The organism is Streptomyces seoulensis, from assembly GCF_022846655.1.
Taxonomy (GTDB): Bacteria; Actinomycetota; Actinomycetes; order Streptomycetales; family Streptomycetaceae; genus Streptomyces.
The window spans coordinates 2527988-2544044 of the sequence record NZ_AP025667.1; the positions used below are offsets into that span (position 1 = coordinate 2527988).

Below are 16057 nucleotides of genomic sequence, written 5' to 3' on the forward strand. Positions count from 1 at the left end.
CGCCGCGGTGACCCCGCGCGCTGCTCGTAGGATGACCGGCATGCCCGGCACCGCGCCCCAGCGCGCCCCGCGAGCGCCACTGCGGCGCCCGCTCGGGCTGCTCGTGCTCGCGGTGCTCGCCGGACTGCTCGGGATGCACGCGCTGGCACCCGTCGGCGGTACCGGGCACCCGGAGCATGCGCACGCCGCCCACCGGGGTGTCGTCATGGACGCGCCCGGCGACTGCCCCGACGGCCACTGCGGCGGCCACCACCTGCACCACGCCGACCCGAGCTGCGCCTCGGGCGCCGTCGGTGGCGGGCCCGAGCTGCCGGGGCCGGTCGCGGGCCCGGTGCGTGCGTACGAGCCGTGCGGTGAACCCCGCACCCGTACCGCCGGCGCGCCGGACGGCGCGCGAGCACCACCCTCACTGGCCGAACTCCAGCTCCTGCGGATCTAGAGGCACCCACGACCGCGTCCCGGAACGGACCGCGCGGCCGTGCTCAGACGTGCCCGACACCCATCCACCAGCAGGAGTTCCAGCATGACCACCTCTCACCCGATCCGCCGTGCCGCGCTCGGCGCCGCCACCGCCTGTGCCGTCGTCCTCCTCGCCGCCTGCGGAGGCAAGGACACCAGCGCCCACGGAGCGACCGGCGCCCACGGAGCCCCGGCCGCTTCCACCGGGGCGGACGCCCACAACGCCCAGGACGTCGCCTTCGCGCAGGGCATGATCCCGCACCACCAGCAGGCCCTGGAGATGGCCCGGCTGGCCTCCGGCCGCTCCGCCTCCGCCCAGGTGAAGGCCCTCGCCGCCCGTGTCGAGAAGGCGCAGGACCCGGAGATCCGCACCATGACCGGCTGGCTCACGTCCTGGGGTGAAGAGGCCCCCATGGCGGGCATGGACCACTCGGGGCACGGCGGCATGACGGGCATGTCCGGGATGATGAGCGCCGACGACATGACGTCCCTGGAGAACAGCACCGGCGCGGACTTCGACAGGAAGTTCCTGACCCTGATGACCGCCCACCACCAGGGCGCCGTGGAGATGGCCACCACGGAGAAGGACAAGGGCGGCGACGCCCGCGCCACCAGGATGGCGGACGACGTGATCACCGCGCAGAGCGCCGAGATCAAGGAGATGAAGGGCCTGCTCGCCGCCAGGTGAGAAAGGCGGGCGGGGCCGGTGCTGGAAGGCCCCGGCCCCGCCCGCGCGGGCTCAGCCCGCCTGTCCCAGCACCTTCTCCAGCGTGCCCAGCGCGGAGCGCAGCTCGTCGGCCGTGACCGTCAGCGGGGGAGCGAGCCGGATCGTGGAGCCGTGGGTGTCCTTGACGAGGATGCCCTCCCGCATCAGCCGCTCGCTGATCTCCCGGCCCGTGCCCAGGGCCGGGTCCACGTCCACGCCGGCCCACAGGCCCCGCGCGCGGAACCCGCTCACCCCGTGACCGCGCAGCGCCTCCAGCCCCTCGCGCAGGACGAGACCCAGCTCGTCGGCCCGGCGCTGGAACTCGCCCGTCTCCAGCAGTCCGACCACCGCCGTGCCGACCGCGGCCGCCAGCGGGTTGCCGCCGAAGGTGGAGCCGTGCTCGCCCGGACCCAGTACGCCCATCACCTCGCGCCGGGCCACCACCGCCGACACCGGGACGATGCCGCCGCCCAGCGCCTTGCCCAGCAGCAGCACGTCCGGCACGACCGACTCGTGCTCGACGGCCAGGGTGCGGCCGGTGCGGCCGAGCCCGGACTGGATCTCGTCGGCGATGAACAGGCACCCCTTGCGCCGGGTCAGCTCCCGCACCCCGGCCAGATAGCCCTCGTCCGGGATGATCACCCCGGCCTCGCCCTGGATGGGCTCGATCAGCACCGCCGCCGTGGTCTCGTCGACCGCCTCCTCCAGCGCGGCCAGGTCGTTGTACGGCACGATCCGGAACCCGGGGGTGAAGGGGCCGAAGCCCGCCCGGGCCGTCTCGTCCGTGGAGAAGCTGACGATGGTCGTCGTCCGGCCGTGGAAGTTGTCCGCCGCGACCACGATCGTGGCCTGCCCCTCGGGCACGCCCTTCACGTCGTACGCCCACTTGCGGGCCACCTTGATGCCGCTCTCCACCGCCTCCGCGCCGGTGTTCATCGGCAGCACCATGTCCAGTCCGGTCAGCGCCGCGAGCCGCTCCGCGAACTCGGCCAGCCGGTCGTTGTGGAAGGCGCGGGAGGTCAGCGTCAGCCGGTCCAGTTGGTCGTGCGCGGCCTGGATCAGCGCCGGGTGGCGGTGGCCGAAGTTGAGGGCCGAGTAGCCCGCCAGCATGTCGAGGTACCGGCGGCCCTCGACGTCCTCCACCCAGGCGCCCTCGGCCCGTGCCACGACGACGGGCAGCGGGTGGTAGTTGTGCGCGAGCACCGGCTCCTCCGCCCGGATCAGGTCGGCGGACGTGCGCGCGTGCGCGGGTGCGGTCATGAGCGGATCTCCTGAGTGCAGCACTTGATGCCGCCGCCTGCCTTGTGCAGCTCCGACAGGTCGACGGGCACGGGGTCGTAGCCGTGGTTGGCCAGGCGCTCGGCGAGCACCTCGGCCTGGGGGGCGATGAAGACGTGCCGGCCGTCGGACACCGAGTTCAGGCCGAACGCCATCGCGTCGTCGCGGGTGGCGAGCACCGCGTCCGGGTAGAGCCGCTGGAGCACCTCGCGGCTGCCCGCCGAGAACGCCTCCGGGTAATAGGCGATGTTGTCGTCGTCCAGCACGAACAGCGCCGTGTCCAGGTGGTAGAAGTACGGGTCCACCAGGGTCAGGGCGATCACCGGGTGGCCGAAGAACTCCTGCGCCTCGCGGTGGGCGTCGCGGGTGGTGCGGAAGCCGGTCCCGGCCAGCACGTACCGGCCGGTCCACACGAGGTCGCCCTCGCCCTCGGTCACCGCCAGCGGGCGGTACACGTCGTACCCCGCCGTCTTGAACCAGGAGTCGTAGTGGACGGACTCCGGACGCCGCTCGGGCGCGTGGAAGAGCGAGCCGAAGACCCGGCCGCCGACCACGAAGGCGGCGTTGGCCGCGAAGACCATGTCGGGCAGGCCCGGCACCGGGTCGACCGCGTCCACGGTGTGTCCATGGGCGCGGTAGGCGTCGATCAGCGCCTGCCACTGGGACTGGGCGAGATCGACGTCCACGGGGGAGTCGGGGCGCATCCAGGGGTTGATCGCGTACTGGACGGTGAAGTGCCTGGGTTCACAGACCAGGAAGCGCCGGGGGCGCTGCACTCGGGTTTCGGCCACAGAGGGTTTCCTCCGCTTTCCACTGTGTTACTCACGGGGGTGACACCACGGTAGAAACTCCGGGCGACGCGCGACAAGCGACGAAAGCTGCGCGATCGCGCACCATCGTTGCGCATTCACCGGCAAGAACGCACGACACTTGCGTGCTCGGCGGGTTTGGGCGGCGATCACTCCGGAGCGGCCTGGGTGGCGCCCGCCTCCGGGCTTTCCGGGAGGAGGTGGGACAGCACCATGACGCTGATCGTCTTCCGGATGAAGGGCTCGGCGCGGATGCGCTCCAGCACTCCCTCGAAGTGCTCCACGTCCCGCGCCCGTACGTGCAGCAGGGCGTCCGCGCCCCCGGTCACCGTCATGGCGGCCGTGATCTCCGGATGGTTGCTGACCACCTCCGCCAGCCGCCGGGGCGGCGCCGCGCCCTCGCAGTAGACCTCGACGTACGCCTCCGTGCGCCAGCCGAGCGCGACGGGCTTCACGGTCGCCGTGAACCCGGTGATCACCCCGGTCTCCCGCAGCCGGTCCACCCGCCGCTTGACCGCCGTGGCCGACAGCCCGACGGCCGCGCCGATCTCGGCGAAACTGCTCCGGGCGTTCGCCATCAGCGCGGTGATGATCTTGCGGTCGAGGTCGTCGAAGGACGCGGCCCTGCTGTTCATGCGGGCACTGTAATCAGCCGCGGCCGCCCTCCCGCCACGGCGACGCGGCGTACTAGGACTGTGTGACGGCCAGCGCCAGGGTGAGCAGACCCAGCACCACCCACCCGAACCAGAGCCAGCCGTTGCTGCCGAGCGCGACCGTGTACGCCGTGACGACGACGAGACCGCCCACGGTCAGCGCCCCCATCGCCCTGGTGGAACCGTCCGCCTTGCTGGAACCTCGCATGGAACCGGGCATCGCGGCACCCTCCTCGTGGTCCGTCCACCACCATCGTGCCCTGGTTCCGGCGCCACCGGCACACCGGTGCACCCCGCGGATCCGCGCGGGATCAGCCCTCGCGCGCGCTCAGCGAGGCCAGATAGGCGTTGTACGCCGCCAGCTCCTGGTCGCCGTCCCGCTCCGCCGCCCGGTCCTTGCGGCGGGCCTGCCGCTGCTCGGAGCGGTACCACTGGAACAGCAGCGCGATCAGCACCAGCACCGACGGGATCTCGCTGAACGCCCAGGCGATGCCGCCGGCCGCGCCCTGGTCCGCGAGCGCGTCGATGCCGAGCGAGGCGGGCGGGTTCTTGAACGTCTCCACCATCGGCTCCGACGCCATCATCAGCGCGATGCCGAAGAAGGCGTGGAACGGCATGCCCGCGAACAGCTCCAGCATCCGCATCAGATGGTTGGGCCGGTGCGGGCCCGGATCGACGCCGATGATCGGCCAGAAGAACACCACGCCCACCGCCAGGAAGTGCACCATCATGGCGATGTGCCCGGCCCTGGAGCCCATCAGGAAGTCGAAGACGGGCGAGAAGTACAGCGCGTACAGGCTGGCGATGAACAGCGGGATCGTGAACGCCGGATGCGTGATGAACCGCATGTACCGGCTGTGCAGCAGCGTCAGCAGCAGTTCACGCGGGCCGGTGCGGTCCCGGCCGGCCGTCGGCAGCGCCCGCAGCGCCAGTGTCACCGGCGCACCGAGCAGGATCAGGATCGGCGACAGCATGCTGATCACCATGTGCTGCACCATGTGCACGCTGAACATGACCATGCCGTAGTCGTTCAGCCGGGTGCACATCACCAGCCCGATGGTCAGTACACCCACCACGTAGGACACCGTCCGCGACACCGGCCACGCGTCCCCGCGCCGCCGCAGCCGAAGAACACCCCAGCCGTACAGGGCCAGCCCGGCCGCACAGGCGACCAGGAAGAACGGGTCGGCCGACCACACGAGCCCCCGTCCCAGCGTGAACGGCGGCAGATCCGGCATCATGCCGTGCCCGCTGTGGTCCATCCTGCGGCTCCTGGTTCGTGGGGGTTGAGCGGTTTCTGTCCGCACTCAGGGTACGGGCGCCCCCGCGCCCGGCCGTGAGCGGGGTCCGCCGCACCCCGCGCCGTCCGCTACAGCACGTACTCCGCCTCGGCGTACCGCTCGGCCGGGACCGTCTTCAGGGTGCTGACCGCGTCGGCCAGCGGAACCATCACGATGTCCGTGCCGTGCAGCGCGGTCATCCGGCCGAACTCCTCCCGGTGCACCGCCTCCACCGCGTGCCAGCCGAACCGGGTCGCCAGCACTCGGTCGTACGCCGTCGGCGTGCCGCCGCGCTGCACATGTCCGAGGATCACCGGCCGCGCCTCCTTGCCGAGGCGCTGCTCCAGCTCGACGGAGAGCTGGCGGGCGATCCCGGCGAAGCGCTCGTGGCCGTAGATGTCCCGGCCGCCCTCGTCGAACTCCATCGAACCGGCGCGGGGCTTGGCGCCCTCGGCGGCCACCACGATGGCGAAGCGCTTGCCCGCCTCGAACCTGGCGCCCACCCGGCGCGTCAACTCCTCGATGTCGAAGGGCCGTTCCGGGACCACGATGGCGTGCGCGCCGGCCGCCGTGCCGGAGTTCAGCGCTATCCAGCCGGTGTGGCGGCCCATGACCTCCACGATCAGCACCCGCTGATGGGACTCGGCGGTGGTCTTCAGCCGGTCCAGCGCCTCGGTGGCCACCCCCACCGCCGTGTCGAAGCCGAAGGTGACATCGGTCGCCGCGATGTCGTTGTCGATGGTCTTGGGCACGCCCACGATCGGCAGCCCGCTGTCGGACAGCAGCCGGGCCGCCTTCAGCGTGCCCTCACCGCCGATCGGGATGATCGCGTCGAGACCGAGTTCCTCGACATGGCCCTTGACCCGCTCCACCCCGCCGCGCAGATGCTCCGGGCGGACGCGGGAGGAGCCGAGGATCGTGCCGCCGCGCGCCAGGATGCCGCTCACGGCGTCCAGGTCGAGCTTCAAGTAGTCGCACTCGAGGAGGCCCTTCCAGCCGTCGCGGAAGCCGATGACCTCGTCGCCGTGGTCGACGAGGGCTCGGTGCACGACGGACCGGATGACGGCGTTCAGGCCGGGGCAGTCGCCGCCGGAGGTGAGGACACCAATGCGCATAGCCCGATTTACCTTCTCGACGTGGGCCGGGAGGCCGGACCACGTTGTCCGGCGGGTTCCCGGCCAGACTACCGGCGGCAGGGGCCCCTCACCCAGCGGGCGTCCGCCTGCTGGACGCACCCGCACAGGTGAGCGGACGACGCGTCAGGCGGGCCCGCGCATACGCGCGGGCCCGCCTGACGGATGTACTGATATGCGGTTCTCGCGGTGATTACGCCGGCTGCTGCGCCGAGGCGATGCGCTCGTCGCGCAGGGCCTCGTACCAGTGGTCGTCGATCGGCGGCAGCGCGTTCACGTCCAGCGCCAGCTTCAGCAGCAGGTCCGCGATCTGCGGGTTACGGGCCAGCACCGGGCCGTGCATGTACGTGCCGAACACGGTGCCGTTGTACGCCCCCTCCGTGCCGTCCCCGGTGCCGTTGCCCCGGCCCAGACGGACCTGGGCGAAGGCGCGGGCGGACGGGCCCAGATGGGTGACGCCCTGGTGGTTCTCGAAGCCGGTCAGCGGCGGCAGGCCGAGGCGCGGGTCGATGTCCCCGAGCACGTCGCCCACGCACCGCTCGCCCTCGCCGCGCGTCGATGTCACGTCGAGCAGGCCGAGGCCGGGCTCGCGCTGGCCGAGGTCGTTGATGAACTCGTGGCCGAGGATCTGGTACCCGGCGCACACGGAGAACACGATCGCGCCGTTCTCCACCGCACGCGTGAGGTGCCCGTCGCGGCGCAGCCGCTCGGCCGCCAGCCGCTGCGGACGGTCCTCACCGCCGCCGATCAGGTAGATGTCGCCCGAGGTCGGGATCGGCTGGTCGCTGCGCACGTCGAGACGGGCCACGTCCAGGCCGCGCTGGCGCGCCCGGCGCTCCACGACGAGGGCGTTGCCCTGGTCGCCGTAGGTGCTCAGCAGATCGGGATAGATCCACACCAGCCGCAGTTGGTTGTCGCTCATGAGGAGGTGTTCGCCCTTCTGGCTCAGTTGCCGACGCGGCGGCGCAGGTCCTGGAACGCGGTGTAGTTGGCGATGACCTCGATACGGCCCGGCGGGGCCGCGGCGACGGCCTCGTCCAGGTTCTCGCACACCTGGAAGTGCTGGTTCGCCACTTCCAGACGCACGGCGAGGTCCAGCTTCCGGTCGCCGACCACGAAGATCGGGTGGCCGGTGAGCCGGGTGTAGTCCACGTCCCACAGCCAGGAGGTGTCGGTGCCGTCCGCCCCGCGCGCGTTCACGGAGAGGATCACCGGGGTGGGCGGCGGGTCGATCAGGGAGAAGGTCTCCAGCCAGCCGGCCGGGTTCTTCGCCAGCAGCAGACGCAGGTCGCGGTTCTGGAACTGGACCACGTCGTAGCGTCCGGCGACCGCCTGCACCTGGTACATGCGCTCCAGCGCCACCTGCGGCGGCACCCCGAACACGGCGGCGACGGCGGCCGAGCTGGCCGCGTTCGCCTTGTTGGCGCGGCCGGGGAGCTGGAGGTGGATCGGCCAGGCCGAGCCGTGCGGGTCGAGGACGTGGTCGCCGGAGAGCGCCCAGGTCGGCGTCGGACGGCGGAAGCCGCACTCGCCGCAGAACCAGTCGTCGCCGGGGCGCTGCATCACGCCGCCGCAGGACGGGCAGGACCAGGCGTCGTCCTTCCACATCTGGCCGGCCGCGACCCAGACCACGTTCGGGGAGGACGAGGCCGCCCACACCACCAGCGGGTCGTCGCAGTTGGCGACGACGACGGCCTTGGAGCCGGACAGGCCCTCGCGCCAGTTCTCCGCGAGCATCCGGGTCTCGGCCGCGCGGTCCAACTGGTCGCGGGAGAGGTTCAGCAGCGCGATGCACTTGGGGCTGGTGTCGCGCGCCACACCGGCCAGGTACTTCTCGTCCACCTCGATGACGCCGAACTTGGCGTCCGAGCCGCCCGCGAGGGCGGAGGTGATGCCGGCCGGCATGTTGGCGCCGAGCGCGTTGGACACGACCGGCCCGGCGGCGCGCAGTGCCTCGGCGATGAGCCGGGTGGTGGTGGTCTTGCCGTTCGTCGCCGACACCAGGACCACGTCCAGGTGGGTGGCGAGCCGGGCGAGCAGGTCAGGGTCGAGCCGCAGGGCGACCTTTCCGCCGATCACCGACCCGCTGCCGCGCCCCGCGGCGCGCGATGCCGCCGCGACCGCCTTGCCCGCGGTCACGGCCAGCTTGGCCCGCGGCGAGAGCGGGTCCGAGTTGCCTGCCATCAGTCCTCGATCCTCCTTGCGTACGCGCCGCGCCTGGGGCCATCCGGCAGCGTGGTGTGGACCTCAGCCTATCGAGAACCGTTCGCACACCCGAATCCCGGTCCACCCTGCCCGCCCTCGCGCGTTCGGCGCGGGCCGAACGAACCGTACCCTTGCCGCCATGCGACACCGCTCGATACCGGGTGCCCACGGGCGCGTCCGGCCCCTCACCGTCCTCGGCGACCCCGTGCTGCACGCCCCCTGCCGGGACGTGACCGACTTCGGCCCGGAACTCGCGGCGCTCGTGGAGGACTTGTTCGCCACCATGTACGCCAACGAGGGCGTGGGTCTGGCCGCCAACCAGATCGGCGTGGACCTGCGGGTGTTCGTGTGGGACTGCCCGGACGACGAGGAGGTCCGCCACCTCGGCCATGTCGTCAACCCCCGGCTGGTGACCGCGGACGGGCTGGAGTTCCTGGCGCCCGAGGGCTGCCTGTCGCTGCCGGGCCTGGAGGCGGGGACCGTGCGGTACGACCACGCGGTGGTCGAGGGCGTCACGATGACGGGGGAGCCGGTCACCGTGGACGGCACCGGGTTCTTCGCCCGCTGCCTCCAGCACGAGTGCGACCATCTGGACGGCACGGTCTACGCCGACCGCGTGACGGGACGCCGCCGGCGCAGGCTGGACCGGCAGGTGCGACGGGCCCCCTGGGGCGCGTGAGGGCGGGCGGGACGGGTCAGAAGCCCGGACCGCCGACGCGGTCCCCGGCGGCCGCGAGGCGGCCCCACAGCAAGTCGGCCAGGGAGCGCACCAGTTCGGCCCGCGAGCAGGGGCGCTCGCCCAGCCACCAGTCCCCGGCGGCGTGCATCATGCCGACGATCCCGTGCCCCCAGACGCGGGCGAGCTGCTGGCTGCCCGGTCCGAGGTCCACGCGCTCCTCGATGACCTGGGCCAGCTCCTCGCCCATCCGGCGCAGCAGCGGGGCGCTGTGCTTGCCGACGTCGAAGCCGGCCTCGCCGCCCTGCCCGCCCTCCGAGGGGTGCATCAGGAAGCGGTACACCTGCGGCCGGGCCTCGATCGCGGCGAGGTAGGTGTCGAGCGTGGACTCCACGCGCTCCCGGCGGTCGGCCGGGGCGTCCAGCGCCGCGCGCAGCGAGTCGAGCAGGGCGTCGGTGTGCCGCATGGCGAGGGCCGCGTAGAGGCCGCCCTTGTCGCCGAAGTGGCGGTAGAGGATCGGCTTGGTGATGCCCGCCTCCGCGGCGATGGCGTTCATCGACGCCTGCGGGCCGTCGCGCAGCACCACCCGGTCGGCGGCCTCCAGCAGCTCCCGCCGTCGTCGGTCGGCGGACCTCTGCTGATCGGTCCGCTGTGTGGTGTCCATGTGGTCTCCCCACCCGTGCTGATTCGGTGACGCCTGCGCAAACTAACACCCACTGCGGCCCTGACATCGAACGGGATACCGAGGCGTCATCCGGAGTTGACTTTGTCTACCGGTCGGTAACACACTCTGGTTACCGCTAGTAACACCGTACGTGCGCCGCTGGAGGGGACATGGCCGAGTTCACCATGGAGCTCAACGACGAACAGAAGGAGGTCCGGGACTGGCTGCACGGCTTCGCCGCCGATGTGATCCGGCCCGCGGCCGCCGAATGGGACGAGCGCGAGGAGACTCCCTGGCCGGTCATCCAGGAGGCCGCCAAGATCGGCGTCTACTCCCTCGACTTCTACGCCCAGCAGTACTTCGACCCCACCGGCCTCGGCATACCGATGGCCATGGAGGAGCTGTTCTGGGGGGACGCCGGCATCGCCCTCTCCATCGTCGGCACCGGCCTCGCGGCCGTGGGCGTCCTCGCCAACGGCACCGAGGAGCAGATCGGCACCTGGATCCCGCAGATGTACGGCGACGTGAACGACGTCAAGGTCGCCGCCTTCTGCTCCTCCGAGCCCGACGCCGGCTCCGACGTGGCCTCCATGCGCACGCGTGCGGTGTACGACGAGGCCAAGGACGAGTGGGTGCTCGACGGCACCAAGACCTGGGCCACCAACGGCGGTATCGCGGGCGTCCATGTCGTCGTCGCGGTGGTCGACCCGGAGCTGGGGTCCAAGGGGCACGCCTCCTTCATCGTCCCGCCCGGCACGCCCGGTCTCAGCCAGGGCCAGAAGTTCAAGAAGCACGGCATCCGCGCCTCGCACACCGCCGAGGTCGTCCTGGAGAACGTGCGGGTGCCCGGCTCCTGCCTGCTCGGCGGCAAGGAGAAGCTGGACGAGCGGCTGGCCCGGGCGCGGGAGCGGGCCCGCAGCGGCGGCGAGCGCGTGAAGAACGCGGCGATGGCCACGTTCGAGGCGTCACGGCCCGCCGTGGGCGCCATGGCCGTGGGTACCGCTCGGGCCGCCTATGAGGTCGCCCTCGAATACGCCACTACGCGTGAGCAGTTCGGGCGGCCCATTGTTGACAACCAGGGAGTCGCCTTCCAGCTCGCCGACATGCGGACGTCCATCGACGCGGCCCGGCTGCTGGTGTGGCGGGCGTCCTGGATGGCGGTCAACGGCAAGCCGTTCACCGCGGCCGAGGGGTCGATGTCCAAGCTGTTCGCCAGCGAGACGGCGAAGAAGGTCACCGGGCAGGCGATCCAGATCCTCGGGGGGAACGGCTACACCCGTGAGTACCCCGTCGAGCGGATGCACCGGGATGCGGCCATCTACACGATCTTCGAGGGCACCAGTGAGATCCAGCGCCTGGTGATCGCTCGGACCCTGGCCGGGGTGCCCATCCGGTAGCGCTCCGGGGGCGCGGGGTCAGCCCCGCGCCCCTTCAGGACATGGACGCTCACCGGTGTTTCAAGGGGGTGAGCTGGTCTATGTCGTAGCGCTTCCTCAGTTCCTCGATGGCCGCGTGGTCCGGGGGGCCTCCCGCGTCCAGGATCTCCAGGAGCTCCTCGAAGTAGCGCTCGTGGTCCGGTGGGGGAGATGCCTGGAAGAACATGCGGGCCGGGGTGTCGGTGGGGTTGGCGAAGGCGTGGGGGCAGCCGGGCGGGACGACGATGACCGTGCCCGGTGTGGCCCGTACGACCCGGTTGCCCGAAGCCGACTCCCACCTCTGCCAGTTGTCGGGGGTGCGGATGCGGGGCTCGAAGGCGAGGACGTCGAGTTCCCCGTCGAGGACGTAGAACAACTCCTCGCTGCGGGTGTGCACATGGGCGCCCACGTCGAAGCCCGGCGGGACCTCCACCTCGAAGGTGGAGGCCGTCCGCGAGTGGGTGCCGGTGACCTTGAACGTGACCCGCTGGGCGGCCGTCTCCACGGTCCGGCCGTGTCCCGGCGGTACGAGCAGTCCCTCGGTCGCCGTCATGGCCGCCTCACCAGGTGACCGGAAGGGCCTCGGGGCCCCGGATCAACGCGCCCTTGCGGAAGGGGACTTCCTCCGGCGGCACCGCGAGCTTCAGACCCGGGATCCGGTCCAGCAGGACGTCCACCAGCAGTTCGGACTCCAGCCGGGCCAGCATCCCGCCGGGGCAGTAGTGCGGGCCGAAGCCGAACGCCACGTGCGGGTTGGGACTGCGCTCGATGTCGATGGTGTCCGGGTCGGGGAAGACGTCCGGGTCGCGGTTGGCGGCCAGGTAGGAGTTGTAGACCGCCTCGCCCGCGCGGATGCGGACGCCTCGGATCTCCACGTCCTCCAGCGCGATCCGCGAGAGGCCGACCGTGTTGCGGTGCGGGATGTAGCGCAGCAGCTCGTCGATCGCCCTCGGCCTGATCGCCGGGTCCGAGCGCAGCCGCTCCGCCAACTCCGGCCGGGTCAGCAGCAGATAGAACATCTGCCCGCTGTTGTTGGTGACCGCCTCGCCGCCGATCTGGAGCAGCACGGCCAGGCCGACCGCCTCCACCAGCGTGACCTCGTCCCGGTCCACGGCCGCGCTCAGCAGCGAGCAGACGTCGTCGCCCGCGCCGTGCGCGTGGTGCCCGATGAGATCCGTGAAGTAGGCGCTCATCTCCCGCTTGGCCTGCTCGCTGACCTCCTTGCCGTGCGCGGAAGACAGGATCAACTGGGTCCAGTCGTGCATGGCGTGCCGGTCGGCGGGCGGAACACCCATCAGCTCGCAGATCACCGCGATGGGGAACGGGCTGAGCACCGTGCTGGTGAGGTCGGCCGGCGGGCCGTCCTGGAGGAGTTCGTCCACCAGCTCCTCCAGCATGATCCGCGACCGCTCCCGGACCCGCTCCACACCCTTCGCGGTGAACGCGGCGGCGACCGAGCGGCGCAGCCGGGTGTGGTCGGGCGGGTCGAGGAAGCCGACCGCGCCACGGTCCGGGATGAAGTGCGGCGCCAGCCGGGTGACCGGCTTCTCCATCACCGCCTCCCGGCCGAAGCGGGGGTCGTTGGTCACCATGCGTACGTCCTCGTACCGGGTGACCAGCCACGCCCAGCCCTCGCCGTTGGGCAACTGGATGCGGGTGACCGGGCCTTGACGCATCAGCTCGGTCAGCACCGGGTCGAAGTCGGTGCCCGCCAGGTCGGTCGCGGGCCACTCCCGGATCGGGGGCGGGGTCTCGGTGAGCGTCTCGTCGCTCATGGCGCTCCCCTCTCAGTCCCGGTCGGCCCAGCGGCCGACGGTCATCTCCGCCGTGATGCCGGGGCCGAACCCGGCCAGCAGCCCGCGCGCCCGGTTCTCGGCGCCGCCGTCGTCGAACAGCCGGCGCAGCGCGTCCAGGACGACGGCGCTGGCGATGTTGCCGTACTCGGTGAGCGTGGCCCGGCTGAACCGGAACGCGTGCGGCTCGACCTTCAGGAACTTGCTGAGGTCGTCGAGTATTCGGGGGCCGCCCGCGTGGATGATGTAGAAGTCCAGGTCGGAGGCGTTCCAGCCGTGGGTGCCCGCGAGGTCCTGGAGCGCCGGGGCCAGCGGCTCCATCGTGGTCGGCACCCGCTTGTCCAGCAGGAAGTGGAAGCCGGTGTCCCGGACGTCGTACGAGATCCAGTCCTCGGTCTTGGGGATCAGGTACGAGCCGTTGCGCTCCAGTTCCACACCCGTGCCGCCCCGACCGCGCACCACGGCGGCCGCGATGCCGTCGCCGAACAGGCCGTTGGAGAGCAGGGAGCCGACGCCGAGGTCGGTGGGCTGGTAGCAGAGCGAGCAGAACTCGCAGGCCACGATGAGGGCGTTGGCGTCCGGGTAGGCCATGCAGAAGTCGTGCGCCCGGTTGATGGCCGCACCGCCGGCCGCACAGCCCAGCTGGGCGATGGGCAACTGCCGGGTGGTGCTGGAGAAGTCCATCTCGTTGATCAGCCACGCGGTCAGCGACGGCATCATGAAGCCGGTGCACGACACGTAGACGATGACATCGATGTCGGTGGTGAGGAGTTCGGCCGAGTCCAGGGCCTCCTGGATCACCGCGGGCACGCGGGCCTTGGCCTCCGACTCGTACAGCTTGTTGCGCTGCTCGAAGCCGGGGTGTTTCAGGGTCTCCTCGATCGGCTGCACGATGTGCCGGGTGCGTACTCCGGTGTTCTCGATCAGTCGGAGGGCCAGCGGGAGCTGTGGGTTGTCCGCGTGGTGGGTGCGGGCCAGCTCCAGGGTCTCCTCCATGGTGATCACGTGTTCCGGCACGGACACCGAGGGTCTGCACAAAGTCGCCATGAGCGGTCCCTGCTTTCGCCGTCCGGCGGGCCTTCGTCCGCCGGTCAGAAGGTGGTCCACCCACACTCACCCGGAAGGCCGACGATCTCGCGCCGAGTTACTCCGAACCGGGGACGACAGACAGTGACGAAAGGCCGTTTGGGCAGCTCAGAGCCGCTTGAATGTGCGGGGCCGGTCCGCCCCGAGGGGCGCGGGGAACTGCGCCACGGGGGGTCCGCCCCGAGGGGCGCGGGGAACTGCGCCACGGGCCACGACGACGCGGCACCCCGCCACACCCCCGACCCCTAGGGCGCCCCGCTGCTGTGAGCGATGCACGCCACATCGATCCGATCCGCCAATTTCGCCAGCTCGATCGTCAGCTCGGCGACGGTGTCCTCGTCCAGCCCCCGTTCACCGGCCTCCACCAGATGCACCCACCGCGCGCCCACGCTGCGCAGCAACTTGCTGACGTCGGACGCCGACACCCGCAGCGCACCACGCTCGTCCACGATCAGGGGCAGGGTCACTTCGCCGTTCACAGACCGGATCGTATCCGTGCGATCCTCACGCTCCTTGCCAAACGGTGGTGATGTTGCAGAACTCCCGGATTCCCTGCGCGGACAGTTCACGCCCGTACCCGGACCGCTTCACCCCGCCGAAGGGGAAAGCGGCGTGCGAGGCGGTCATCCCGTTGACGAAGACGCCTCCGGCCTCCAGGTCCCGCGCGCAGTGCGCCATCTCGTCCTCGTCCTCGGTCCACACGCTCGAACTCAGCCCGAACGGGGAGTCGTTGGCGATGAGGATCGCCTCCTCCAGGTCGCCAGCCCGGTACACGGTCGCCACCGGTCCGAACGCCTCCTCGCGGTGGATGCGCATCTCGCGCGTGACGTCCGCGATCACGGTCGGCGGGTAGTACCAGCCGACCCCCTCGGGCTGCTCGCCCCCGCACAGCACGTCCGCCCCGCTGCGGCGCGCGTCGTCGACGAGTTCCTCCACGTCCGCCCGGCCCTGCTCGGTGGCCAGCGGCCCGACGTCGGTGTGGTCGTCCATGGGATCGCCGACGGTCAGGTCCTTCATGCCGGCGACGAACCGCTCCACGAAGGCGTCGTAGACGTCCGTGTGCACGATGAACCGCTTCGCGGCGATGCAGGACTGCCCGTTGTTCTGCACCCGCGCCGTCACCGCGACCTTCGCCGCCCGGTCCAGGTCGGCGGAGGGCATCACCAGGTACGGGTCGCTGCCGCCCAGTTCCAGCACCGTCTTCTTGATCATCTCGCCGGAGGCGGAGGCGACCGCGCGCCCGGCCGGTTCGCTGCCGGTGAGGGTGGCCGCCTTGACCCGGTCGTCCCGGAGGATCTCGTCCACGGCGGCCGAGCCGACCAGCAGCGTCTGGAAGCAGCCGACCGGGAACCCGGCCCGCTGGAACAGGTCCTCCAGATACAGGGCGGTCTGCGGCACGTTGGAGGCGTGCTTGAGCAGTCCGACGTTGCCCGCCATCAGTGCGGGCGCGGCGAACCTGATCACCTGCCAGAGCGGGAAGTTCCACGGCATCACCGCGAGCACCGGGCCCAGCGGGCGGTAGACCACCCGGACCCGCGAGGCCCCGGAGTCCCGTACGTCCGCCTCGTCCGGCACCTCGTCGCCGAGCAGCCCCTCGGCCCGCTCGGCGTACCAGCGCATCGCCTTGACGCACTTGGCGGCCTCCGCGCGGGCCTGCGCGAGGGGCTTGCCCATCTCGGTCGTCATGACCCGGGCGACCTCGTCCCTGTCCGCCTCCAGCAGGTCGGCGGCCCGGTTCAGACGCTCGGCGCGCTCGGCGAACGACGTCGTCCGGTACGTCCGGAAGGTGGCCTCGGCGAGCTGGAGCCGGCGCTCCACCTCGGCGTCGTCCATCGGCTCGTACGTCTTGACCGTCTCGCCGTTCGCCGGGTTCACCGTGGCGATGGGCATGGCTGACCTC

The 16057-nt window shown here is 71.4% G+C and carries 18 protein-coding genes; 4 read left to right on the top strand and 14 right to left on the bottom strand.

Going from position 1 to position 16057, the window contains the following annotated elements; all coding sequences use genetic code 11:
* Window positions 1-40: 40 nt before the first annotated feature.
* Both HEK131_RS11800 and HEK131_RS11805 read left to right on the top strand, forming a co-directional pair.
* Entirely contained in the window at window positions 41-439 is a 399-nt protein-coding gene (locus HEK131_RS11800; RefSeq protein ID WP_244334770.1) for a DUF6153 family protein, read from the top strand.
* Window positions 440-523: 84 nt separating this feature from the next.
* Entirely contained in the window at window positions 524-1147 is a 624-nt protein-coding gene (locus HEK131_RS11805) for a DUF305 domain-containing protein (RefSeq protein ID WP_244334772.1), read from the top strand.
* A 51-nt stretch (window positions 1148-1198) separates the two neighbouring features.
* Here HEK131_RS11805 and rocD read toward each other — a convergent pair whose 3' ends face one another.
* From rocD to HEK131_RS11845, 8 genes are all read right to left on the bottom strand, one after another.
* Window positions 1199-2425 carry an ornithine--oxo-acid transaminase gene (rocD, locus tag HEK131_RS11810; protein ID WP_244334774.1) on the bottom strand — a complete coding sequence of 409 codons (1227 nt, stop codon included), beginning with the start codon at window positions 2423-2425 and terminating at the stop codon, window positions 1199-1201.
* Complete coding sequence (gene ddaH, locus HEK131_RS11815) at window positions 2422-3234, bottom strand: dimethylargininase (RefSeq protein ID WP_217460593.1); 813 nt, start codon at window positions 3232-3234, stop codon at window positions 2422-2424. The genes rocD and ddaH overlap by 4 nt, the downstream gene beginning before the upstream one ends.
* Window positions 3235-3401: 167 nt before the next feature.
* Complete coding sequence (locus tag HEK131_RS11820; protein WP_217460594.1) at window positions 3402-3887, bottom strand: Lrp/AsnC family transcriptional regulator; 486 nt, start codon at window positions 3885-3887, stop codon at window positions 3402-3404.
* Window positions 3888-3939: 52 nt separating this feature from the next.
* Window positions 3940-4125: a hypothetical protein gene (locus HEK131_RS11825; RefSeq protein ID WP_202494650.1), complete on the bottom strand. Its 186-nt coding sequence runs from the start codon at window positions 4123-4125 to the stop codon at window positions 3940-3942.
* Window positions 4126-4216: 91 nt separating this feature from the next.
* A complete protein-coding gene (locus tag HEK131_RS11830; RefSeq protein ID WP_244334776.1) occupies window positions 4217-5167 on the bottom strand; it encodes a cytochrome c oxidase assembly protein in 951 nt (316 codons plus the stop codon).
* 107 nt (window positions 5168-5274) lie between these two features.
* Window positions 5275-6300, bottom strand: a complete 1026-nt coding sequence (locus tag HEK131_RS11835) for a 6-phosphofructokinase (RefSeq protein WP_217460596.1) — start codon at window positions 6298-6300, stop codon at window positions 5275-5277.
* 211 nt (window positions 6301-6511) lie between these two features.
* Window positions 6512-7240 (bottom strand): type 1 glutamine amidotransferase, encoded by a 729-nt coding sequence (locus tag HEK131_RS11840; protein ID WP_217460597.1) that lies wholly within the window; start codon window positions 7238-7240, stop codon window positions 6512-6514.
* A 23-nt stretch (window positions 7241-7263) separates the two neighbouring features.
* A complete protein-coding gene (locus tag HEK131_RS11845) occupies window positions 7264-8502 on the bottom strand; it encodes a MurT ligase domain-containing protein (protein ID WP_135788428.1) in 1239 nt (412 codons plus the stop codon).
* Window positions 8503-8662: 160 nt separating this feature from the next.
* Between HEK131_RS11845 and def the strand changes: the two genes are divergently transcribed.
* Window positions 8663-9202 (top strand): peptide deformylase, encoded by a 540-nt coding sequence (gene def / locus HEK131_RS11850; protein ID WP_244334778.1) that lies wholly within the window; start codon window positions 8663-8665, stop codon window positions 9200-9202.
* A gap of 16 nt (window positions 9203-9218) precedes the next feature.
* Here the strand turns inward: def and HEK131_RS11855 are convergent, their stop codons facing one another.
* Window positions 9219-9863 carry a TetR family transcriptional regulator gene (locus HEK131_RS11855; protein ID WP_161146265.1) on the bottom strand — a complete coding sequence of 215 codons (645 nt, stop codon included), beginning with the start codon at window positions 9861-9863 and terminating at the stop codon, window positions 9219-9221.
* A 170-nt stretch (window positions 9864-10033) separates the two neighbouring features.
* Between HEK131_RS11855 and HEK131_RS11860 the strand changes: the two genes are divergently transcribed.
* Complete coding sequence (locus HEK131_RS11860) at window positions 10034-11260, top strand: acyl-CoA dehydrogenase family protein (protein WP_217460599.1); 1227 nt, start codon at window positions 10034-10036, stop codon at window positions 11258-11260.
* Window positions 11261-11309: 49 nt separating this feature from the next.
* Here HEK131_RS11860 and HEK131_RS11865 read toward each other — a convergent pair whose 3' ends face one another.
* From HEK131_RS11865 to HEK131_RS11885, 5 genes are all read right to left on the bottom strand, one after another.
* The gene (locus HEK131_RS11865) at window positions 11310-11831 is read right to left on the bottom strand and encodes a cupin domain-containing protein (protein ID WP_217460600.1); all 522 of its coding nucleotides are present in this window, start codon (window positions 11829-11831) and stop codon (window positions 11310-11312) included.
* 7 nt (window positions 11832-11838) lie between these two features.
* Window positions 11839-13053 carry a cytochrome P450 gene (locus HEK131_RS11870; RefSeq protein ID WP_244334780.1) on the bottom strand — a complete coding sequence of 405 codons (1215 nt, stop codon included), beginning with the start codon at window positions 13051-13053 and terminating at the stop codon, window positions 11839-11841.
* Between the two features lie 12 nt (window positions 13054-13065).
* The gene (locus HEK131_RS11875) at window positions 13066-14118 is read right to left on the bottom strand and encodes a type III polyketide synthase (protein ID WP_217460602.1); all 1053 of its coding nucleotides are present in this window, start codon (window positions 14116-14118) and stop codon (window positions 13066-13068) included.
* Window positions 14119-14402: 284 nt separating this feature from the next.
* Window positions 14403-14636, bottom strand: a complete 234-nt coding sequence (locus HEK131_RS11880; protein ID WP_217460603.1) for a DUF6213 family protein — start codon at window positions 14634-14636, stop codon at window positions 14403-14405.
* Window positions 14637-14661: 25 nt separating this feature from the next.
* The gene (locus HEK131_RS11885; protein ID WP_244334782.1) at window positions 14662-16047 is read right to left on the bottom strand and encodes an NADP-dependent succinic semialdehyde dehydrogenase; all 1386 of its coding nucleotides are present in this window, start codon (window positions 16045-16047) and stop codon (window positions 14662-14664) included.
* Window positions 16048-16057 lie beyond the last annotated feature (10 nt).